The sequence below is a fragment of the Acinetobacter sp. YH1901134 genome (assembly GCF_013416965.1).
Lineage (GTDB): Bacteria > Pseudomonadota > Gammaproteobacteria > Pseudomonadales > Moraxellaceae > Acinetobacter > Acinetobacter amyesii.
The window spans coordinates 1-18,750 of record NZ_VPEW01000008.1 but is presented as its reverse complement, the minus strand read 5'-3'; the positions used below and the strand labels follow the sequence as shown (position 1 = coordinate 18,750).

At 43.7% G+C, this 18,750-nt stretch carries 16 protein-coding genes, 4 tRNA genes and 1 pseudogene; 10 read left to right on the top strand and 11 right to left on the bottom strand.

Features of this window, described 5'->3' with window-relative positions; translation table 11 throughout:
- Positions 1 to 47 precede the first annotated feature (47 nt).
- From FTV50_RS09495 to FTV50_RS09450, 10 genes and pseudogenes are all read left to right on the top strand, one after another.
- A pseudogene (locus tag FTV50_RS09495) lies at positions 48 to 1,359 on the top strand (FAD-dependent oxidoreductase).
- Between the two features lie 96 nt (positions 1,360 to 1,455).
- Entirely contained in the window at positions 1,456 to 2,238 is a 783-nt protein-coding gene (hisIE, locus tag FTV50_RS09490; protein WP_180024274.1) for a bifunctional phosphoribosyl-AMP cyclohydrolase/phosphoribosyl-ATP diphosphatase HisIE, read from the top strand.
- Positions 2,239 to 2,247: 9 nt separating this feature from the next.
- The gene (locus FTV50_RS09485; protein ID WP_111884125.1) at positions 2,248 to 3,750 is read left to right on the top strand and encodes a UvrD-helicase domain-containing protein; all 1,503 of its coding nucleotides are present in this window, start codon (positions 2,248 to 2,250) and stop codon (positions 3,748 to 3,750) included.
- Between the two features lie 46 nt (positions 3,751 to 3,796).
- On the top strand, positions 3,797 to 5,200 hold the full coding sequence (locus tag FTV50_RS09480) for an ATP-binding protein (RefSeq protein ID WP_180024273.1): 1,404 nt from the start codon (positions 3,797 to 3,799) through the stop codon (positions 5,198 to 5,200).
- Between the two features lie 344 nt (positions 5,201 to 5,544).
- Positions 5,545 to 8,385 (top strand): monovalent cation/H+ antiporter subunit A, encoded by a 2,841-nt coding sequence (locus FTV50_RS09475; protein WP_180024272.1) that lies wholly within the window; start codon positions 5,545 to 5,547, stop codon positions 8,383 to 8,385.
- 1 nt (position 8,386) lies between these two features.
- The gene (locus FTV50_RS09470; protein WP_078192550.1) at positions 8,387 to 8,752 is read left to right on the top strand and encodes a Na+/H+ antiporter subunit C; all 366 of its coding nucleotides are present in this window, start codon (positions 8,387 to 8,389) and stop codon (positions 8,750 to 8,752) included.
- Positions 8,752 to 10,560 carry a monovalent cation/H+ antiporter subunit D gene (locus FTV50_RS09465; RefSeq protein ID WP_180024271.1) on the top strand — a complete coding sequence of 603 codons (1,809 nt, stop codon included), beginning with the start codon at positions 8,752 to 8,754 and terminating at the stop codon, positions 10,558 to 10,560. The genes FTV50_RS09470 and FTV50_RS09465 overlap by 1 nt, the downstream gene beginning before the upstream one ends.
- A gap of 1 nt (position 10,561) precedes the next feature.
- A complete protein-coding gene (locus FTV50_RS09460) occupies positions 10,562 to 11,083 on the top strand; it encodes a Na+/H+ antiporter subunit E (RefSeq protein ID WP_180024270.1) in 522 nt (173 codons plus the stop codon).
- On the top strand, positions 11,080 to 11,355 hold the full coding sequence (locus FTV50_RS09455) for a monovalent cation/H+ antiporter subunit F (protein WP_078192553.1): 276 nt from the start codon (positions 11,080 to 11,082) through the stop codon (positions 11,353 to 11,355). The genes FTV50_RS09460 and FTV50_RS09455 overlap by 4 nt, the downstream gene beginning before the upstream one ends.
- Before the next feature lie 12 nt (positions 11,356 to 11,367).
- Positions 11,368 to 11,769 (top strand): Na+/H+ antiporter subunit G, encoded by a 402-nt coding sequence (locus FTV50_RS09450; protein WP_180024269.1) that lies wholly within the window; start codon positions 11,368 to 11,370, stop codon positions 11,767 to 11,769.
- Here FTV50_RS09450 and FTV50_RS09445 read toward each other — a convergent pair.
- From FTV50_RS09445 to FTV50_RS09395, 11 genes are all read right to left on the bottom strand, one after another.
- A complete protein-coding gene (locus FTV50_RS09445; RefSeq protein ID WP_180024268.1) occupies positions 11,735 to 12,238 on the bottom strand; it encodes a hypothetical protein in 504 nt (167 codons plus the stop codon). The two genes, FTV50_RS09450 and FTV50_RS09445, sit on opposite strands and share 35 nt — an antisense overlap.
- Positions 12,163 to 12,384: a hypothetical protein gene (locus FTV50_RS09440; RefSeq protein WP_180024267.1), complete on the bottom strand. Its 222-nt coding sequence runs from the start codon at positions 12,382 to 12,384 to the stop codon at positions 12,163 to 12,165. Before FTV50_RS09440 ends, FTV50_RS09445 begins: the two co-directional genes overlap by 76 nt.
- On the bottom strand, positions 12,368 to 12,616 hold the full coding sequence (locus FTV50_RS09435) for a hypothetical protein (RefSeq protein ID WP_180024266.1): 249 nt from the start codon (positions 12,614 to 12,616) through the stop codon (positions 12,368 to 12,370). The genes FTV50_RS09440 and FTV50_RS09435 overlap by 17 nt, the downstream gene beginning before the upstream one ends.
- A gap of 170 nt (positions 12,617 to 12,786) precedes the next feature.
- The gene (locus FTV50_RS09430) at positions 12,787 to 13,194 is read right to left on the bottom strand and encodes a ribosome-binding factor A (RefSeq protein WP_078189413.1); all 408 of its coding nucleotides are present in this window, start codon (positions 13,192 to 13,194) and stop codon (positions 12,787 to 12,789) included.
- The gene (gene infB, locus FTV50_RS09425) at positions 13,194 to 15,887 is read right to left on the bottom strand and encodes a translation initiation factor IF-2 (RefSeq protein ID WP_078192557.1); all 2,694 of its coding nucleotides are present in this window, start codon (positions 15,885 to 15,887) and stop codon (positions 13,194 to 13,196) included. Before infB ends, FTV50_RS09430 begins: the two co-directional genes overlap by 1 nt.
- Positions 15,888 to 15,897: 10 nt before the next feature.
- On the bottom strand, positions 15,898 to 17,382 hold the full coding sequence (nusA, locus tag FTV50_RS09420) for a transcription termination factor NusA (RefSeq protein ID WP_180024265.1): 1,485 nt from the start codon (positions 17,380 to 17,382) through the stop codon (positions 15,898 to 15,900).
- Between the two features lie 35 nt (positions 17,383 to 17,417).
- Positions 17,418 to 17,942: a ribosome maturation factor RimP gene (rimP, locus tag FTV50_RS09415; protein ID WP_078192559.1), complete on the bottom strand. Its 525-nt coding sequence runs from the start codon at positions 17,940 to 17,942 to the stop codon at positions 17,418 to 17,420.
- Positions 17,943 to 18,158: 216 nt separating this feature from the next.
- Positions 18,159 to 18,235, bottom strand: a tRNA-Met gene (locus FTV50_RS09410).
- Between the two features lie 90 nt (positions 18,236 to 18,325).
- A tRNA-Met gene (locus FTV50_RS09405) sits at positions 18,326 to 18,402 on the bottom strand.
- A 58-nt stretch (positions 18,403 to 18,460) separates the two neighbouring features.
- Positions 18,461 to 18,537, bottom strand: a tRNA-Met gene (locus FTV50_RS09400).
- Positions 18,538 to 18,610: 73 nt separating this feature from the next.
- Positions 18,611 to 18,687: transfer RNA gene (locus FTV50_RS09395), tRNA-Met, on the bottom strand.
- Positions 18,688 to 18,750 lie beyond the last annotated feature (63 nt).

The window sequence follows — 18,750 nt, the reverse complement described above, 5'->3', positions numbered from 1 at the left end:
CGGCAACTTTGCTACATTGGGCTGAGATAAAATCAACTTTTATAACAATGAAAACTCAAAATATTGCCATCATCGGTGCAGGTACGGCAGGATTGGCTGCTGCAGCAATGCTTGCTAATCAAGGCCATCAAATCTGCTTATATGAAAAAGTCTCACAACTTGAACCTGTGGGCGCAGGATTATTATTACAACCCGCCGGGCTTGCGGTTTTCGAACATTTAGGCATTTTGGAACATGCCTTAAGCCTAGGTGCTGTGGTAACAGGTCTGGAAGGTCAACTGGCTGGCGGCGACTTGCTGATTAACAGTCATTATCGACAAGCCGATGAACGTTCATATGGACTCGGCATTCACCGTGCCACACTCTGTCATGTCCTCGCATCCAAAGTCCGTGAATATCCTCAACACGTTGAGTGGTGCATGGCGCATGAAGTGCATGAACTTCAAGAATCCAGTGAGGGTATAAACGTAATTGGGCAGTCCGCAGATCAATCTTTTCAACGTCAGTTTGATCTCGTGCTGATTGCCAATGGTGCACGCAGCCATTTACGTCCTAAAGCGTGGGAAAAGCTCAACCAAGCTTATCCTTGGGGGGCGAAGTGGATCATCGTGCCTGAATGCGAAGTACTCAATCCGCAGATCTTGCATCAGTTCTATGACCGTTCCAATATCATGATGGGTGTGATGCCAACGGGAGCAATTCCAACGCAGCCTGAACAGCGACTTTCGAGCATTTTCTGGAGTCTGCCTACAGAAGATTTAGAGGGATTCTTAAAAACCAAGAACGCACAGCAGCAATGGTTGCTTGAAGTTTCAAAACGCTGGCCGAGTGTTGCAGAATGGTTAGCGCATGTGATTCCACATCCAGATGATCCGCAGCAATGGCTATCTGCCAATTGCTGCGGATCATCTGGATGTGGTGCTGAGCAAACTTGGTGAAGGTCGTATCGGCATATTAGGCGATGCTGCTCATGCCATGAGTCCACAGCTTGGACAAGGCGCCAATATGGCTTTGCTCGATGCATGGGCCATCAGTCAAGCTCTGCTTCAATATCAACAGGACTCCTCACTGCAAAACCTCTGGCAGGAGTATCATCAGCTACGGTTGCCCTCCGTGCGATTTTACCAATTTTTTAGTCGCTTGCTGACTCCTTTTTATCAATCACATCATCGCTGGACAGCACCGCTCCGTGATTTTTCATTTCGTGCTATGTATCAGCTGCCGTTTTTCCGCAAAGAAATGGCGATTACAATTTCCGGCTTAAAAACGGGTGCATTTGGGCAAATGAATTATGCTGACATTGCCCGAAAGCCTGCAGATGATTCTGCGGCTGAACTGCGCAATTTAAAATTTGATTAAGAATTAACTCCCCATCATTCTCTTGATGGCTTACACTATAGTGCTGCTCAAATGCTGCGGCATTTATTTTTTGATTTTTGAATTGGTGAAATCCTCATGAACAACCTGCAATGGCTCGATGAAGTAAAATTTAACGAACAAGGCTTAGTACCTGCTATTGCACAGCATCATCAAAGCGGGCGCGTATTGATGGTGGCATGGATGAACCGTGAAGCGTTGGCGCAAACTGCAGAAAAAAATCAAGCGGTGTACTTTTCACGTTCACGCAATAAGTTATGGCATAAAGGTGAAGAATCTGGCCATTTCCAAACCGTACATGAAATCCGTTTGGACTGTGATGCTGACGTGATTGTGCTACAAATTGAACAGCATGGCGGCATTGCCTGCCATACCGGCCGTGAGTCATGCTTCTACCGCAAGCTTACTGCCAATGGCTGGGAAATTGTCGATGCGCAATTGAAAAATCCTGCTGCAATTTATGGTGTAAAATCAGCAAATCCGCATACCCTTGCGATGAATGCATCCAATGCGCAATCTGAGCAAGTCGAAGTACTCGACTACTTAGGTAAAATGATGGCTGAACGCAAACAAGCTGATCCTGAGTCCTCTTATGTGGCAAAGCTTTACCATAAAGGCCTGAATAAAATTTTAGAAAAAATCGGTGAAGAAAGTGTTGAGACCATCATTGCCGCTAAAGATTTCAAAATCGAAGCCAATGAAGACAACAAAAACGATTTGATTTACGAAGTAGCAGACCTTTGGTTCCATACCATTGTGATGTTGGGTTATTTCGATATTGATCCTCAATTGGTACTTAACGAACTCGCTCGTCGTCAAGGCCTTTCCGGTTTGGTTGAAAAAGCCAACCGTCAGCACTAAGACGCAACCGTGCCAGATCTTAAAAAACCGACCGCGACCTATGAGCAGGCCACCGCCATAGATAACGCACGTCTTGGTAAATCATTTAAAGTGATTGCCTATGCTGGCACAGGTAAAACAACCACACTGCAAATGATCAGTGATGCCATGCCTCAGCGGCGTGGCATGTACTTGGCCTTTAACAAAGCCATTGCCACCGAAGCACAGAATCGTTTTCATCAAAATGTCGACTGTCGAACCTTCCACTCATTGGCTTATCGTAGTGTTCCACGTGGAGTGACTGACAAACTGCGTCTACCACGTTTAAGTCCGAGCTTTATTGCCAAAGAATATCGACTAGAACCGATCACCTTACGTCGTATGATGGGCGGTCGTTATGAAAAATATGTACTCATGCCTTCGCGTTTGGCAAGTCTGGTGGCAAACGCTGTCAGTTATTTCTGTTCGACCAGTTCACAGTACCCTGCCCCACGACATCTACAAGCACCGAGTTGGCTGCATCCGGACGATATCGAAAGCTTACAAAAGCATTTGTATCCTGCCATTGAACGTCGTTGGTTAGAGTCGATTGATCCGAACCATGCAGCAGGAATTGGACACGATATTTATTTAAAACTTTGGGCTTTGTCTGAACCGAATATTCCTGCCGACTACGTGTTGTTTGATGAAGCTCAGGATGCTGACCCACTAATGCTAGGGATTTTACTGAAACAGCGGAATACCCAAGTCATCTATGTTGGCGATGCGCATCAACAAATTTATGCATGGCGTGGCGCAGTCAATGCCATGCAGCAACTCCCTTTACCCGAATCCCGTTTAACCACGTCTTTCCGTTTTGGTGAAGAAATTGCCTTGAACGCCAATGCTCTACTGGGCGCATTGAACGAAACCGTGCCTTTATTGGGTAATCCGCAGCTCAACTCTAAAGTGGTCAATAAACCACATACCAAGATGCGCGATGCCATTTTATGTCGTACCAATGCACGTGCGATGGAACTGTTATTGGCGGGTTTGGTTAAGGGCGAAAAAGTTAGCCTGCAAGCAGATCATGCGCGACTCAATCGTTTTGTAGATGCTGCAGCCATGCTCAAGCAAGGCAAACGCGTAGTCGATGTCCCAGAGCTTGCGTGGTTTAACTCATGGCATGATGTGCATGAATATTGTGAAACCAATGACGGCAGCGATATTAAACCGCTAGTGAAGTTGGTCGATGACCACGGTACTGACCCACTGAAAAAGGCGCTGGCGAAAATCACCCCGATTGATCAAGCCGACTACATCATCTCGACCGCCCATAAAGCCAAAGGTTTAGAATGGGATCGGGTACATATTGAAGATGACTACCAATTTAAGCTCAACGATAAAGATTATAAAATTAGTGACGAAGAGTTACGGTTACTTTACGTGGCTTGCACACGTGCTAAAGTAAGTTTAAATATCCATCATATTTATGACTTGATGCAACACTTAAAACGTCAAATGCCCAAATCTTTGGCACAAGCGGTCAGCTAGTATGATGAAAAAGGTGAATAAACAATAAATCAGTAAAAGGTGCACCATGAAATTACAATCGATCCAACTCAAGCACACCCTTCATTTTACTGATATCACCCTCAATTTTAATTACCACGATCTGCCTATCACTTTAATTTTGGGTGATCAAAGTTCTGGAAAAACCTCCCTACTACGCTTTAGTTATCAGGCCCTCACTTGGTTCGCTGCACGCTATAAAGATTTACGTACCGCAGGCGTGGTAATGCTCGATCAAGACATCATGTTAAATCGCTTGCAATCGAAACTTGATATTCAAGTCAGTTTTCCCGAAGAGATTGGCTCATTTCAGCTTTCAAGTGATCAACAAGACCAAGACCCGCAATGTTGTTCATGGCAATTGTATAAAACCTTAAACAGTCAAGGCGTCGGCCTCAGTAAGGCCGAAACACAGCAATTAGAATCGATGGTTGCGCTGTATCAAAAAGCCCTCAAAGCCGATCCGTTACAAGGGTTGCCACTCATTGCCTATTACCCTGCTGAACGTTTCGTCAACGATGTGAATATTCTCAATAAAAATAATCCTGCTATTTTTCAGCCTTCGCATGCTTATGAAATATCGGCCATTCCCTTTACCACGTTTATTCGTTTTTTTGAGTGGTTTCGAGAAATATCCGACATTGAAAATGCGCAAAGTGCCGAATTAATTCAAAATTTATTACATCCTAAAATCCAAGCGAATATACCCAACGCATCAGACACGCCTCTTTTTGGGCATAAACTAGCACAAGCTCAGGCCGACCTACACGCGCCGTCACTCAGATCATTAAAACAAGCTTTAGAGACCGTGTTGCCCGAGGTGAGCAATATTTATCTGCAATATCACCCCAAATTACAGTTAATGGTCTGCTATCAAGGCAAAGACATGTTATTTCAACAGCTGTCGAATAGTGTGCGCAACCTTGTGGCCTTAATTGGTGATATTGTACGTCGCCTCTGTCTACTCAATCCTCATAGCTTATATCCTTGCCAAGAAGGTGACGGTATTTTATTGATCGACGCCATAGACCACCAACTCGATCAAAACATGACTCAAGTGATTTTGACCCGTTTAAATCAAGCGTTTCCACGACTCCAAATCATTGCCAGCGGCAACCGTCCTGAACTGATGGAACAGGCTTCTCGCTTTCAGTGCTTACAATTACAGAATAAAAAGCTCAGTGAAATTCAGCCTGAAAAACTACAAGAAACCTATGATCAAATTTATCAGCAGTTGCAACTCGGATCTAAACCATCGCTTCCACCTAAAACTGAAGAGACTGAATTAAATGAGCCGCTGAACCATCCGGATACCATCCAACACATGTTGCAATTAATTCAGACACAACTAACCGAGCAGCAGCAACAAGAATTGGTTAGGGCTTTATCACAGCGAGGTGATCAGGACGTTACAATCCAACCACTGAGTTAAAAATACTGAGGCTGATTGGCTGAGTATAATACACCGACTCGATGTTTAAATATTCAGCAACAAGGCCGCAATAGATGTCTAGACAGTTTCGTCAGGCGTATAATGTGTAAGTGGTTCATAAAAAAGATTGATGTTGTTTTACGCATGTAATATGATCGGTTTTATTTGCAATTTTCATAGTAACATCGGAAATTGCTATCGCTTCACGAGTTGCGCAACACAGCTTGTTTTTAATTTTTTTTTGACACACATGGCTTTCAAGATTGAATTTTTGGACTGCTCTTTGCTGTCCTGTAATCCTTGAAAGATGAAATACACCTAGGTTTCACCGCCTAATCAAGACAATGGATACGAGTGTGCTACCGATTATTATATTGTTACCGTTAATACTAGGCACAACACTTGTCTCGTGGTTGAAGCAATTCTCTCGCGGGGTAACAGCTTTAGGGGCGATTGGCGTCAGCCTCAGCAGTTTAGTTTTATTATTGAGTCAGGCTCAAGATGTATTTAATGGCAAAACCATCATTCAAACATGGCCATGGCTCACTCAAGTTGGCATTGATTTCAGTTTCCGTCTCGATGCACTGGGCTTATTGTTTTCCCTGCTCATTACCGGGATCGGCACCTTAATTTATATCTATGCCTACTATTATTTAAGTCCAAAGAATTCGCTCAGTAAACTGTATGTTTTATTGATGCTGTTCATGGCTGCCATGCTCGGCATTTCATTGTCTAATAATTTAATTTTATTGCTTATTTTCTGGGAACTTACCAGCATTTCATCTTTCCTTTTGGTTGGTTATTGGAGCAATTACGACGCAGCTCAGCGTGGCTCTCGAATGGCTTTGACCATTACAGGTATGGGTGGTTTATGTATGCTGGGTGGTTTTGTTCTGTTGGCGCAAATCACGGGCACCTATCAGATTGATCAAATCCTAACCATGAGTAGTCAAATTCAGCAGCACTCGCTTTTTGTACCCACACTGCTATTAATATTAATGGGAGCATTTACTAAAAGTGCGCAGTTCCCTTTCCATTTTTGGTTGCCAAATGCTATGGCGGCACCGACCCCCGTCTCGGCCTATTTACACTCTGCCACGATGGTGAAAGCCGGAATTTTCCTGCTTGCACGCTTATTACCGATTTTTGCAGGCGCTACGTTGTATCACAACTTGGTCACCTTTATTGGCTTATTTACCTTATGTATGGCAGCATTCTTTGCCATTTTCAAAGAAGATTTAAAAGGGCTTTTGGCCTATTCCACCATCAGCCATTTAGGTCTGATCGTTTGCTTATTGGGGATCGGTTCTCCCCTTGCAGTTGCGGCAGCCATTTTCCATATCATTAACCATGCGACCTTCAAAGCAGCCCTATTTATGATCGCGGGGATTATTGACCACGAATCAGGCACACGTGATTTACGAAAACTCTCTGGTTTATGGCAATTACTTCCGTTTACCGCAACGCTAACCATGATCACTGCGGCCTCTATGGCAGGTGTCCCATTAACTAATGGTTTCCTCTCTAAAGAGATGTTCTTTACTGAACTTTTAGCCAACCTGACTGGGCCAGTGATGATCGTGTCGGCTATCATCGCTACTTTTGCCGGTATCTTTGCTGTCGCGTACTCAGTACGTTTGGTTCATGGGGTGTTTTTTGATGGTCCACTGGGGAAAGAAATTCCCAATAAAGAAGCACATGAACCACCGTTTGGTATGCGCGCACCAGCAACATTACTGGCTGCTTTATGTATTTTAGTTGGATTATTCCCTGCCCTATTGGTTGAGCATATAGTCAACAGCACAGCACGTGAGAGTATTCAAAACCCTGTGTTTGAAGGTACACATTTAGCGATTTGGCATGGTTTAAATGCACCGCTTTTGATGAGTGTAATAGCACTATTGGGTGGTTTAATTTTCTACTTCGCATTGGCAAAGGGCGGCAAATTACGGCGGATCGACTTAGATCCATTTTTGGGTCGTTTGCAAGGTAAAGTGCTGTTCGACTTATTTTTAAAATATCTTTTACTCAGCTCAAGAAAATTCCGTCGCTTTACTGAAAATGGCAAATTACAAAGCTATGTATTGTGGATTTTAATCTTTAGTGTAGCCATCGTCATCGTTCCATTTTGGCTGCAAGGCATCGGCACAGGCAGTCGTGAACTGGTACATGCTCCGGTCATCGCGATCGTTCTGTGGCTATTATTATTCTCTGCATGTTGGATGATGCTTTGGTTCCACCATGAACGTATTAAAGCCGTCCTCATCAGTGGTGCAGTCGGTCTAGTTGTGACCATGGTATTTATCTGTTTCTCCGCTCCCGATTTGGCGTTAACGCAGATTACTGTTGACGTGGTGACCACCGTGCTCTTACTCATGAGCCTATCGTTATTACCACAGCTCACCCCTTATGAGTCGAGCGTGTCACGTCGTTGGCGAGATGCATTGATTGCGATTATTGCAGGTCTAGGGATTGCATGGATTTCATGGTTGATCATGACCCGTGATCACAATTCCATTTCATGGTTCTTCATGCAGCAGTCTATCCCACTTGGTGGTGGTACCAATGTGGTCAACGTGATCTTGGTGGACTTCCGTGGTTTCGATACCTTTGGTGAAATTACCGTACTGGGAATTGCTGCAATTGGTACGCTATGCATGATGGATGGTATGCGTGCTCATGGCACCACCATTACGCAAGGTCTGACCTATCGTTTTAATCCGTCGCCACTGATGTTCCGTATTACCTCATCTTGGATTTTGCCTTTGGCCTTGGTGATCAGTCTGTATATTTTCCTACGGGGTCATAACTTACCTGGCGGTGGATTTATTGCAGGTTTAATTACCTCTTTAGCCTTAGTGATTCAATATATCGCGCTCGGTCAAGACCGTGCCGAACAATTGATTGGTGCAAAATCAGGTCGCTTATATGAAGTGTGGATTGGTATTGGTTTAACCATTGCGGGTTTGACAGGGATCGCTGCTTGGCTATGGGGCCGCCCATTCCTGACCAGTGCTCATATCTATGTCTCACCACCCATTTTAGGTGAAATGCACCTTGCCTCCGCTGCCCTCTTCGACACAGGTGTCTACATCACCGTGGTGGGCGCGACGATGTTAATGATTTCCGTCTTAGGCGACTCGCGTCACTCGAGTATGTCTGGTCCAGTTCCAAGAGGCGAATAAGATGATTAGTTTAGAATTTTTACTCGCTTCAGCCATTGGCTTACTGACCGCAACAGGGGTATACCTGATTTTGCGGGCACGTACCTTTCCTGTCGTGCTGGGTTTAGCCATGATTGGCTATGCCGTCAACTTATTTTTATTTGTCATGGGGCGTATTCATATCAACGCACCGGCTGTGTTAACGGAAACAACCAAAGCGACCGATCCTTTACCACAAGCCTTGGTCCTAACCGCCATTGTGATTGGCTTTGCGACCACTGCCTTTATCGTACAATTGGCTCTGCGTAGCCGCTATGAAACCGGAACAGATCATGTGGACTCCAAAGAAGAAATACCGCAAATTGACCCGCGGGAGGATGAGCCATAATGCATGATTTCATCCAATTTTGGACTACCCACAGCCCGATTTTCAGTATTTTAATTCCTGCAATTACTGCATTTATTTTAGTCCTGTTGGGCAACCCCGGCTCTGGCTCGTTGGCACATGACTGGCGACAACCTTGGCGTCGTGGAATCAGCTATGTTTCTGGCATCCTTGGGCTGATCACATCTATCAGTTATTTGATGATCGCCAGCTCTGGCCAAGTCTTGGTTTATAACCTGAGTGAATGGGCCGCACCGTTTGGTATTGTCTTAGTTCTAGATCGACTCTCAGCATTCATGTTGGTGCTGACTTATGGTCTTGCTGTGCCAGTGATGTGGTTTGCCAGCAAAGAATGGGATGAGCGTGGTCGTTATTTCCATGCCATGTGCCATTTCTTACTGATGGGTTTGTGTGGTGCGTTCCTGACAGGCGATTTATTTAACCTATTTGTCTTCTTTGAAATCCTGTTGATGGCATCGTACGTTTTGCTCTTACACGGCCAAGGCAAAGCACGTTTTCAATTGGGGATTCATTACGTCACCATTAACCTATTTGCCTCTGCCCTCTTCCTGATCGGACTCGGGATGATTTATGGCAGTGTAGGTAGCTTAAATATGGCAGATGTTGCACGACTGATGCCTTTGCTTGAAGCCGATCAACATCGTATTGCTGTAGCTGGTGCATTGTTACTGTTTACCGTCTTTGGCATCAAGGCAGCAATGCTGCCTGTAGGTTTCTGGTTACCAAAGACCTATGCTGTGGCAACCACTCCTGTCGCAGCCTTGTTCACCATCATGACCAAGGTCGGCATCTATGCCATTCTCCGTGTTAATGGCACTGTGTTTGACGATGGGATTAGCCGTGAAATCTTACAACAGTGGCTGTTACCGATTGGTTTAGTGACGTCGCTCTATGGTGCTTATGGTGCAATCGGAACGGATCGTTTACGTCGTTTTGTCGGTTTTATGATTTTGTCTTCTATCGGCACAATATTGGTTGCGATTTCACTCTTTAATATGGATGCATGGGCTGCAGGACTTTATTACCTGATTCACAGTACCATTATTGGTGCAGCTTTTTATATTCTATCGGGTTGGATTACCTCACAACGCGGCGAATTTAAAGATCATTTTAAACTTGCGCCCCGCATGAAACAGCATAATACAGTTGCTGTCTGCTATTTTATCATTGCGTTGATGATGGCTGGTCTACCACCATTTAGCGGCTTTTTGGGTAAAGTATTTATCTTACAAGCAACAGCCAATTCACCTTACCAAATCATGATTATTTTAATTGTTTTGTTGGTGAGTTTACTCAGTATCATGGCATTTACCCGCGCTGGTTTTGTACTTTTCTGGCGTTCATCTCGTCCAGAAGATGATATTGATACTGAAGAATATCAACGTTATCAGGCTTTGCCGAATAAGGCTCCGCTACGCAATGACAAGACCATTTATCTACTATTAACAGCGCTTGTGGGATATATGGTCTTTGCTGCACCAATCTATGACTATACCTACAAGACTGCGCAGCAAATTCAAGACAACCCATTATATGAATCGTTGCTATTGAAAAAGGATAAAGAAGGTCAAATTATCAGTGTTCAACCTTATGATCCTGAAAATTTACCTGAAACCAAATATGGTGGCGAATCAGCGGATCCAAATGCACACCTCATCCCTGCATTGATTGCGCCTGAAACCCTAAATGGCGAACATATTTCTGAATATAAGCGACGCCAAATTCAGGGACAGCAACAAGAAGAAAAATTGCCTGAAGAGACCCAGCTGAAACCAATGGAGGTGCCTTAACATGGCGACAATATCTTTCTTCAATCGCTGGTTTCCGCATCCATTGGTATCAGTCATGGTTGGTCTGAGCTGGGTGATGTTAGCGCACAGTTTAGATGCAGCCACACTATGCATGGCCTTGGTTTTAGCAATTGTTATTCCGCGAATGGTTCGCCCTTTTATTGATCGAACACCCAATATCAACTGGCTAGCAGCATGTAAATTATTCTTTGTGGTGTTATGGGATATTATTGTCAGTAATATCCATGTTGCAAAACTCGTCCTTGGTCCGACACATAAATTGCATCCGAAATGGTTTCGTGTTCCTCTCGATACACAGCATGAAGAAGTCAATTCTCTGCTTGCGATGATCATCACCACGACGCCCGGTACGGTGTCTGCCGGAATTGACCAAGACCGTGGTGATATTTTGGTCCATGCTCTGAGCACGGATGATCCTGAAGCAGAAATTCAAACCATTAAAGAGCGCTATGAGCGCCCTCTCATCCTTATTTTTGGCGCTGATACAGGAGATTCTGCATGACAATTTTACCTTATGCGCTTGGCATTTGTTTAGTTGCGGTGACGATCTCGATGTTACTGTGCCTCATCCGCTTGGTGATGGGACCCTCAGTTGTGGACCGACTACTTGCTTTAGATACTTTGTTCTTAAATGCCACCTGCTTAATCGTCATTTTAGGTATTTATTGGGCAAGTACATCAATGTTTGAAGGGGCTTTATTGGTTGCCATGCTTGGGTTTGTATCTACAGCCGCTTTAGCACGCTATTTCACCACTGGACATGTCATCGACTAGGAGTCCTTTAATATGCAATTAGTCATGGAAATTTTGGTCTCGATTTTTTTGGTGATTGGCGCTTTTTTCATGTTGGTCGGCGGTATTGGCATGGTTCGCCTACCTGACTTATTTATGCGACTGCACGCACCGACTAAATCAAGCACCTTAGGTTTAGGAAGTTTTCTAATTGCTGCAATTATTTATGCAGCATTTCAAGGCCGTTTTGGATTTGCAGAAATCCTGATCACGCTTTTTGCTTTTATCACTGCACCGGTTTCTGCAAACCTCATGGCACAAGCGGCATTACATTTACGACTGCGCTCGATGAGTGGTGATGCACCAGAAGCGCTTAATCGCCCTCTTCCTTGGCAGCGAACTCGGCGCCGTGCATTTCACTCTAAACTCCATTCAAAACCGGAGGATCTGGATTAAATCTAGATCCAGTTTGATTATCCCTTATAGCCCAAAAGTCTTTAATTTTCATCCATAATTTCTCAATTACATTCCCTTGAGCCATATATTGCAAACGTTTTTGGTTATAAGGTGTTTTTTTTAAACCATACTGCCTAGCTAAATCAATCAGTAAGTTAGTCTCAAAACTACTTTGAAAATTGTTATACCAGCCAGGCTGATTCTGGCTCATCTCAAGATTCGCCAATTCATAAAACAGCTGTGCCATCACGGCATCCTGTCTTGAAACAAAATTCTTCCGCTCACTGATTTGTAAGCTGACCTGTTCTCGTATGGCATCGTATTCCGCTGTTGTGGGTTTCCGCTGATCCTTCCAATGTCCATCAGGAACATAGCCTGTTACATAATATACATTCAACAATAGATATTCATGAAAATATTTTGCTGTCGCACTTTTTCTTTGGCTGTTAAAATATTCAGATGAATCCATTCACTGCCAAGATGTATCGATGGATCACGCTTCATACCTTCTGCAATCCAATTTTTGGCCAGTTTAATATTGCCGATCAACTCATAAGCTGTGCCTAAATTCACTGCCGTCTTCGGTAAACTTGGATGCTCAATTTCCAATTGCACGTAAAACTTTAATGGCTAAATCGTAACGGCCTGCGTAGATCTGATGTACGGCATAATCATTTTCTGCCTGATAGTCTATTGGGCTAGGATGCCTTGATACAAAGTTATTCAATTTCTCGTCATGATGTTCTTCGCGTTGATTTTCTTTTTGTGAATCAGATGTATAAAAATCTTCTACATAGGTATTTAAACATGCCCAACTTGGCATAGTAATAAATAATGCGCTACTCAAAAGGATTATTTTTTTCAATTCATTATTTTACAGATTGGCGGATTAAATATCATGTTCGACCTGTCTTTCATTGGCATATTATAATTTTAAAGTGATTGAGTTTTTAAATTACCGTTATTCAAACATAAAAAAGCCACCCAAAGGTGGCTTTTTTCATTCAGCAAACTGAATTATTCATCATCTTTTTTTGCTTCGTCAGTAGGAGGTAAGTCCTTGACTGCTTCCGCAATTAGACCAAACATATAGTTGCCATAAGCATTTGTTTTGTCGTAATGGAAACGCAAACGTGGCGTAATACGTGTTTTGATACGACGGCTTAGTTCATGACGCAAGAAACCAGATGCTTTATTCAAGACATCTAAAGTCTCTTTATTTGCGGCTTCACTTTGCTCATCGCCTAGCTCACGACCCATTACAGTCACATAAACTTCGGCATATCCTAAGTCTGGGCTCACCTTCACGGCAGAGATGGTCACGAGACCACCTAAGCGTGGATCTTTCAGCTCCTGACGGATCAGTTCTGACAACTCACGTTGTACTGTATCCGCCATACGCTTCAGACGTTGACTACCCGCCATTAAAGACTCCGTTTAATTAATTGAACATCGTACACTTCAATCTTATCTTGTGCTTTGATGTCTTTATAGCCTTTCACCGCAAGACCACATTCCATACCGGCACGAACTTCTTCAACCACATCTTTGTAGCGACGAAGAGATTCAAGCTCGCCTTGGAATACCACCACGTCATCACGTAATACGCGAATCGGTTTATTACGGTGTAATGTACCTTCAAGTACCATACAACCTGCAGCAGCACCGAATTTACTTGAGTGGAACACTTCACGTACTTCAGCAACACCCAGAATTGTTTCACGGTGTTCAGGCGCCAATTTACCGCTCATCGCATCTTTCACATCATCAATTAATTGATAGATGATCGAGTAGTAACGAATGTCGATACCATCAGCATCAGCTTTTTGACGTGCAGTATTATCAGCACGTACGTTAAAGCCGAGAAGAACCGCTTCTGAAGATTCAGCAAGTGTTACGTCAGACTCAGTGATCGCACCAACACCTGAACCAATAATACGTACTTTTACTTCATCAGTTGCAAGTTCAGCAAGTGCAACGTGTAATGCTTCCAAAGTACCACGTACGTCTGTTTTCAATACCACGTTGACAATAGGCACATCTTTCTTGCCCATAGACGCCATGATATTTTCAAGACGCATCGCAGATTGACGCTCAAGACGTTTTTGACGTTCACGATCCATACGCGCATCAGCAACTTCACGTGCTTTTTTCTCGTCATTTACAACAAGAACTTCATCACCCGCCATTGGCGCTTCTGGTAGACCCAAGATTTCCACAGGAATCGAAGGACCAGCAGATTTAATACGTTGACCATTTTCATCTGTCATCGCACGTACACGACCGTATGACGAACCTGCAAGAACAAGGTCACCCACTTTCAATGTACCGTTTTGAACAAGAATCGATGTTACCGCACCACGCCCTTTGTCTACACGTGCTTCAATTACAACACCTTGTGCTGCACCCTCTTCAGATGCTTTAAGCTCAAGAAGTTCGGCTTGAATTGAGATCAAGTCAAGAAGTTCGTCGATACCTGCACCGGTGTGCGCAGAAACCATTGCCACTGGAACGTCACCGCCCCATTGCTCAGGTACAATTTCTTTCGTCGTCAACTCATTCAATACGCGATCTGGATCAGCAGACTCTTTATCCATTTTGTTGATAGCAACAATAATTGGCGTACCTGCTGCACGTGCATGGTCAATCGCTTCCGCAGTTTGTGGCATAACACCATCATCTGCTGCAACAACCAAAACTACGATATCTGTAGATTTCGCACCACGTGAACGCATTGCAGTAAATGCTGCGTGTCCCGGTGTATCTAAGAAAGTAATAATACCTTTTTCAGTTTTCACATGGTAAGCACCAATATGCTGTGTGATACCACCTGCTTCACCTGCAGCCACTTTAGAGCGACGAATACGGTCAAGAAGTGATGTTTTACCATGGTCAACGTGACCCATAATTGTCACAACTGGCGGACGAGTGGTTTGGACACCACGCGCTTCTTCAGCTGCTTCAAGTAAGTTGTCTTCTGCTTGTGTATCCGAAACAAGTACTGGATTGTGACCCATTTCTTCAACAACAAGTGCTGCAATTTCTTGATCAATCGCTTGGTTTTGAGTAACCAATTCCCCCATTTTCATGAGTGATTTGATAACTTCGCGAACTTTAACCGCCATTTTCGCAGCCAAGTCAGCAACAACAATCGTTTCACCAATTTCAACATCATAAACTTGTTTTTTAACTGGTTTTTCAAAGCCATGCTTGTTCGCTTGACTTGTTTTTAAACCACGTTTATGTGAGTTATCACGGAAAGATTGCTCTTCGCCACGACGACCACCTTTTTTAGGTGAACGTGAATTGTTGGTATTGGTACCACGTTTAATTTCACGGTCTTCTTTCGCAAATGAATCTTCATATGCCTGACCTACAAGGCCGGCAGCAAGCGGAGAATCATCTACAACACGAATGGTCGCAGTAGTATCTTCGTTAGAATACTTAGACGCCATTTGACGCATTTGCTCAAGCGTACGTTGTTGCGCTTCTTCAGCGGCTTTACGACGCGCCGCTTCTTCTACAGCTTTCAATTGTGCTGCTTGAGCTTCACGTGCTTTTTTCTGTTCTAGAGTTTCAACAGGTTTTGTAATTGGCTTGTTGTTTGACTTACGTTTTACAACAACCGCAGCTTTCGGTGTTTCTTGCTTCGCATGTTCTTGCTTCGCAGCAGCGCGCATTGCTTCTAAAGCTTGTTTCGCTTTAGATACTGGTTGTTGCTTCGGTTCTTCAGCTTTCGCTTCAACCTTAGGTTCCTGTTTACGTGCTTGTTGGTCAGCTTGTGCTTTCGCTAATGCTTCAGCTTTAATTTGCTCAGGATCCGGTTTAACAAATGTATGTTTCTTACGAACTTCTACATTAATCGTTTTTGCCTTGCCCGATGTACTCGCCACTTTAGCAGTACTGGTAGTTTTACGTTTCAACGTGATTTGTCCTGCATTGCCCGCATCCTGACCATGAACTTTTTTCAAATGGTTAACGAGGGCATTTTGTTGTTCAGTGGAGATAATATCGTCAGGTTTAGTTTGTGGTAAACCCGCATCACGAACCTGTTCCAGTAGCTTCTCAACTGGACGACCCACGCTGAGAGCTAACTCCTTAATCGACTTGTCCGTCATATATTACCTCCTAGTTAAACCATGATTCGCGCGCTTTCATAATAAGTTGACCTGCTTTTTCCGCACCTAAACCTTCGATATCAGAGATATCGTCAGTGGCTTGATCTGCAAGATCATCTACAGTTACCACACCGCGAGCGGCAAGCGCATATGCGATTTCTTTAGTCACGCCTTCCATTGCAGCAAGCTCTTCACTTGGCTCTTGGATGTTTTCTTGTTGCTTCAATGCATCAGCCAATGCAATTTCTTTTGCACGACCTTGTAGCATTTCAACAGTTTCAGCATCAAGTTGGATCTCATCGAATGTTTCCGCAGGAACATACGCGATTTCTTCTAATGATGTGAAACCCATTTCAACTAACGCCATCGCTAAGTCTTCATCAATATCTAGACGTGTAACAAACATATCTAAATATTGTTGCGCTTCGTTTTGTTGGCGTGCGTGATATTCTTCTTCAAGCATCATATTGAGCTTGTAACCAGTCAATTCAGATGCTAAGCGTACGTTTTGACCTTGAGAGCCAATTGCACGTGCTAACTGATCACTCGTTGCAAAAATAATATCTGCAGTACGTTCTTCTTCATCAATCACGATACCTGATACATCAGCAGGCTCTAGAGCACTTGCAATGTATTGTGCAGCGTCATCAGACCAAACGACTACATCAATACGCTCACCATTTAACTCCGATTGAACTGCTTGGATACGTGTACCACGCATACCAATACATGCACCTACAGGATCAATACGGTGATCGTTTGTTTTCACAGCGATTTTAGCACGAACGCCAGGTTGGCGTGCAGCAGCCTTAATCTCAATGATTTCTTCAGCAATTTCAGGAATTTCTTTCTTCATCAATGCAATAAGCATTTCTGGTTTAGAACGAGAAAGTAATAACTGAGCACCACGGCCTTCACGGTTTACGTTAAACAAAATCGCGTTTACACGTTGTTTAGGACGTAGAATTTCTTTAGCGATCATTTCTTCACGCGCAAGATATGCTTCTGCATTGTCACCTAAATCAATGATAAAGCCATCTTTGGTTTGTTTTTTCACTTCACCGTAGATGAGTTCACCAACTTTAGATTCGTAAGCATCTGCAATTAGCGCACGCTCTGCTTCACGAATTTTTTGAACAATCACTTGTTTCGCAATTTGTGCCGCAATACGACCGAAATCAATCGACTCAACTTCAAGTTCACGGATATCCCCAATTGCCCATTTTGCAGGATCTACATCAGAGATCGCATCTTGGCATGCTGGCATTTCGTGATCTTCGTCGGCCACCACTTCCCATTGACGGAAAGTACGGTAATCACCAGTACGACGGTCGATTTCTACACGTAGACGAGCTTCTTCCGAGTGAGTTCCCTCGTAGAATTTCTTCTTAGTCGCTGCAACTAAAGCTTGTTCAAGCGCTTCAAAAATTGCATCACGACTTACACCTTTTTCGTTACTAACCGTTTCTACTACGGTAAGAATTTCACGAGCCATAAGTCACCTATTCGTTCAGATTCTTATTTATTAAATTAATCTTGGAAAACCAGATTTGCTTTATCAATATTGTGGCTGTCAATATCCAACACTTGTTGCTTTTCAACTTCAACCTGAATCATTTCGTTCTCAAGGTCTACGTTAACAAGTTTGGCTTGGAATTTACGACGATTATCTACAGCACTGATCAAACGCAAAGCGACTTGCTGACCAATGTATGCCGTCATTTGTTCCAATTTAAAGAACTGACGATCCCAACCTGGAGATGACACTTCTAATGCATATTCGCCTGAAATTGGATCATGTACATCCAACATCGCACCCACTTGCTGAGTGACACGAACACAGTCCTGCACGCCGATACCACGGCCTTGCTCAACTTCGCCATCTTCATTGATGACAGGTTCTGCATTTTCATCAACTTCACGGTCGATATAAATACGTAACAGTGAACGTTTTCCTTGAGGTTGGAAATCAATCCCCCAAAGTTCTACATCACATGCTTGCACCGCTGGGGCAATTAAGTCCTGAAGTGCTTGAGTTTTATTTGATAGCTTCATTTACTCTCGTCAAATTTGTGCGATTCGATGGTCGAAATGACCACTACAGACCAATGCGAAACTATAGTAGTAGTGAAACATGACGGTTTGACCAAAATACTGTCGACACTACACGATAGCCAATAAAAAAGGGCGTAAATCGCCCCATTATTACACAGAAAACCATAGTCCACTGTGCAAAAAGGCCCACCTAGTTGTGAGCCTCTTTTAGAAACTTGGTAGCGGGAGCTGGATTTGAACCAACGACCTTCGGGTTATGAGCCCGACGAGCTACCAGACTGCTCCATCCCGCATCAACATGCAAAAATTATATACAATTTCTTGGTCATTTTCAATCTAAAACAACCTGAAGAATTGCCCTACTGAGTTGCATCTCAGAGGATTGGTAGCGGGAGCTGGATTTGAACCAACGACCTTCGGGTTATGAGCCCGACGAGCTACCAGACTGCTCCATCCCGCATCAACATCACAATGACTTTCAGATAAACTGCTTATATAGATTGTGTGCTATATAAGATTGGTAGCGGGGGCTGGATTTGAACCAACGACCTTCGGGTTATGAGCCCGACGAGCTACCAGACTGCTCCACCCCGCATCAATATGCAAATAGTTTTCTCAGCTTTAAAAGCTGTCCATTTAAAAGTTTGCATCTTAAAAATAGAATTGATTGGTAGCGGGAGCTGGATTTGAACCAACGACCTTCGGGTTATGAGCCCGACGAGCTACCAGACTGCTCCACCCCGCATCAATATGCAAATAGTTTTCTCAGCTTTAAAAGCTGTCCATTTAAAAGTTTGCATCTTAAATA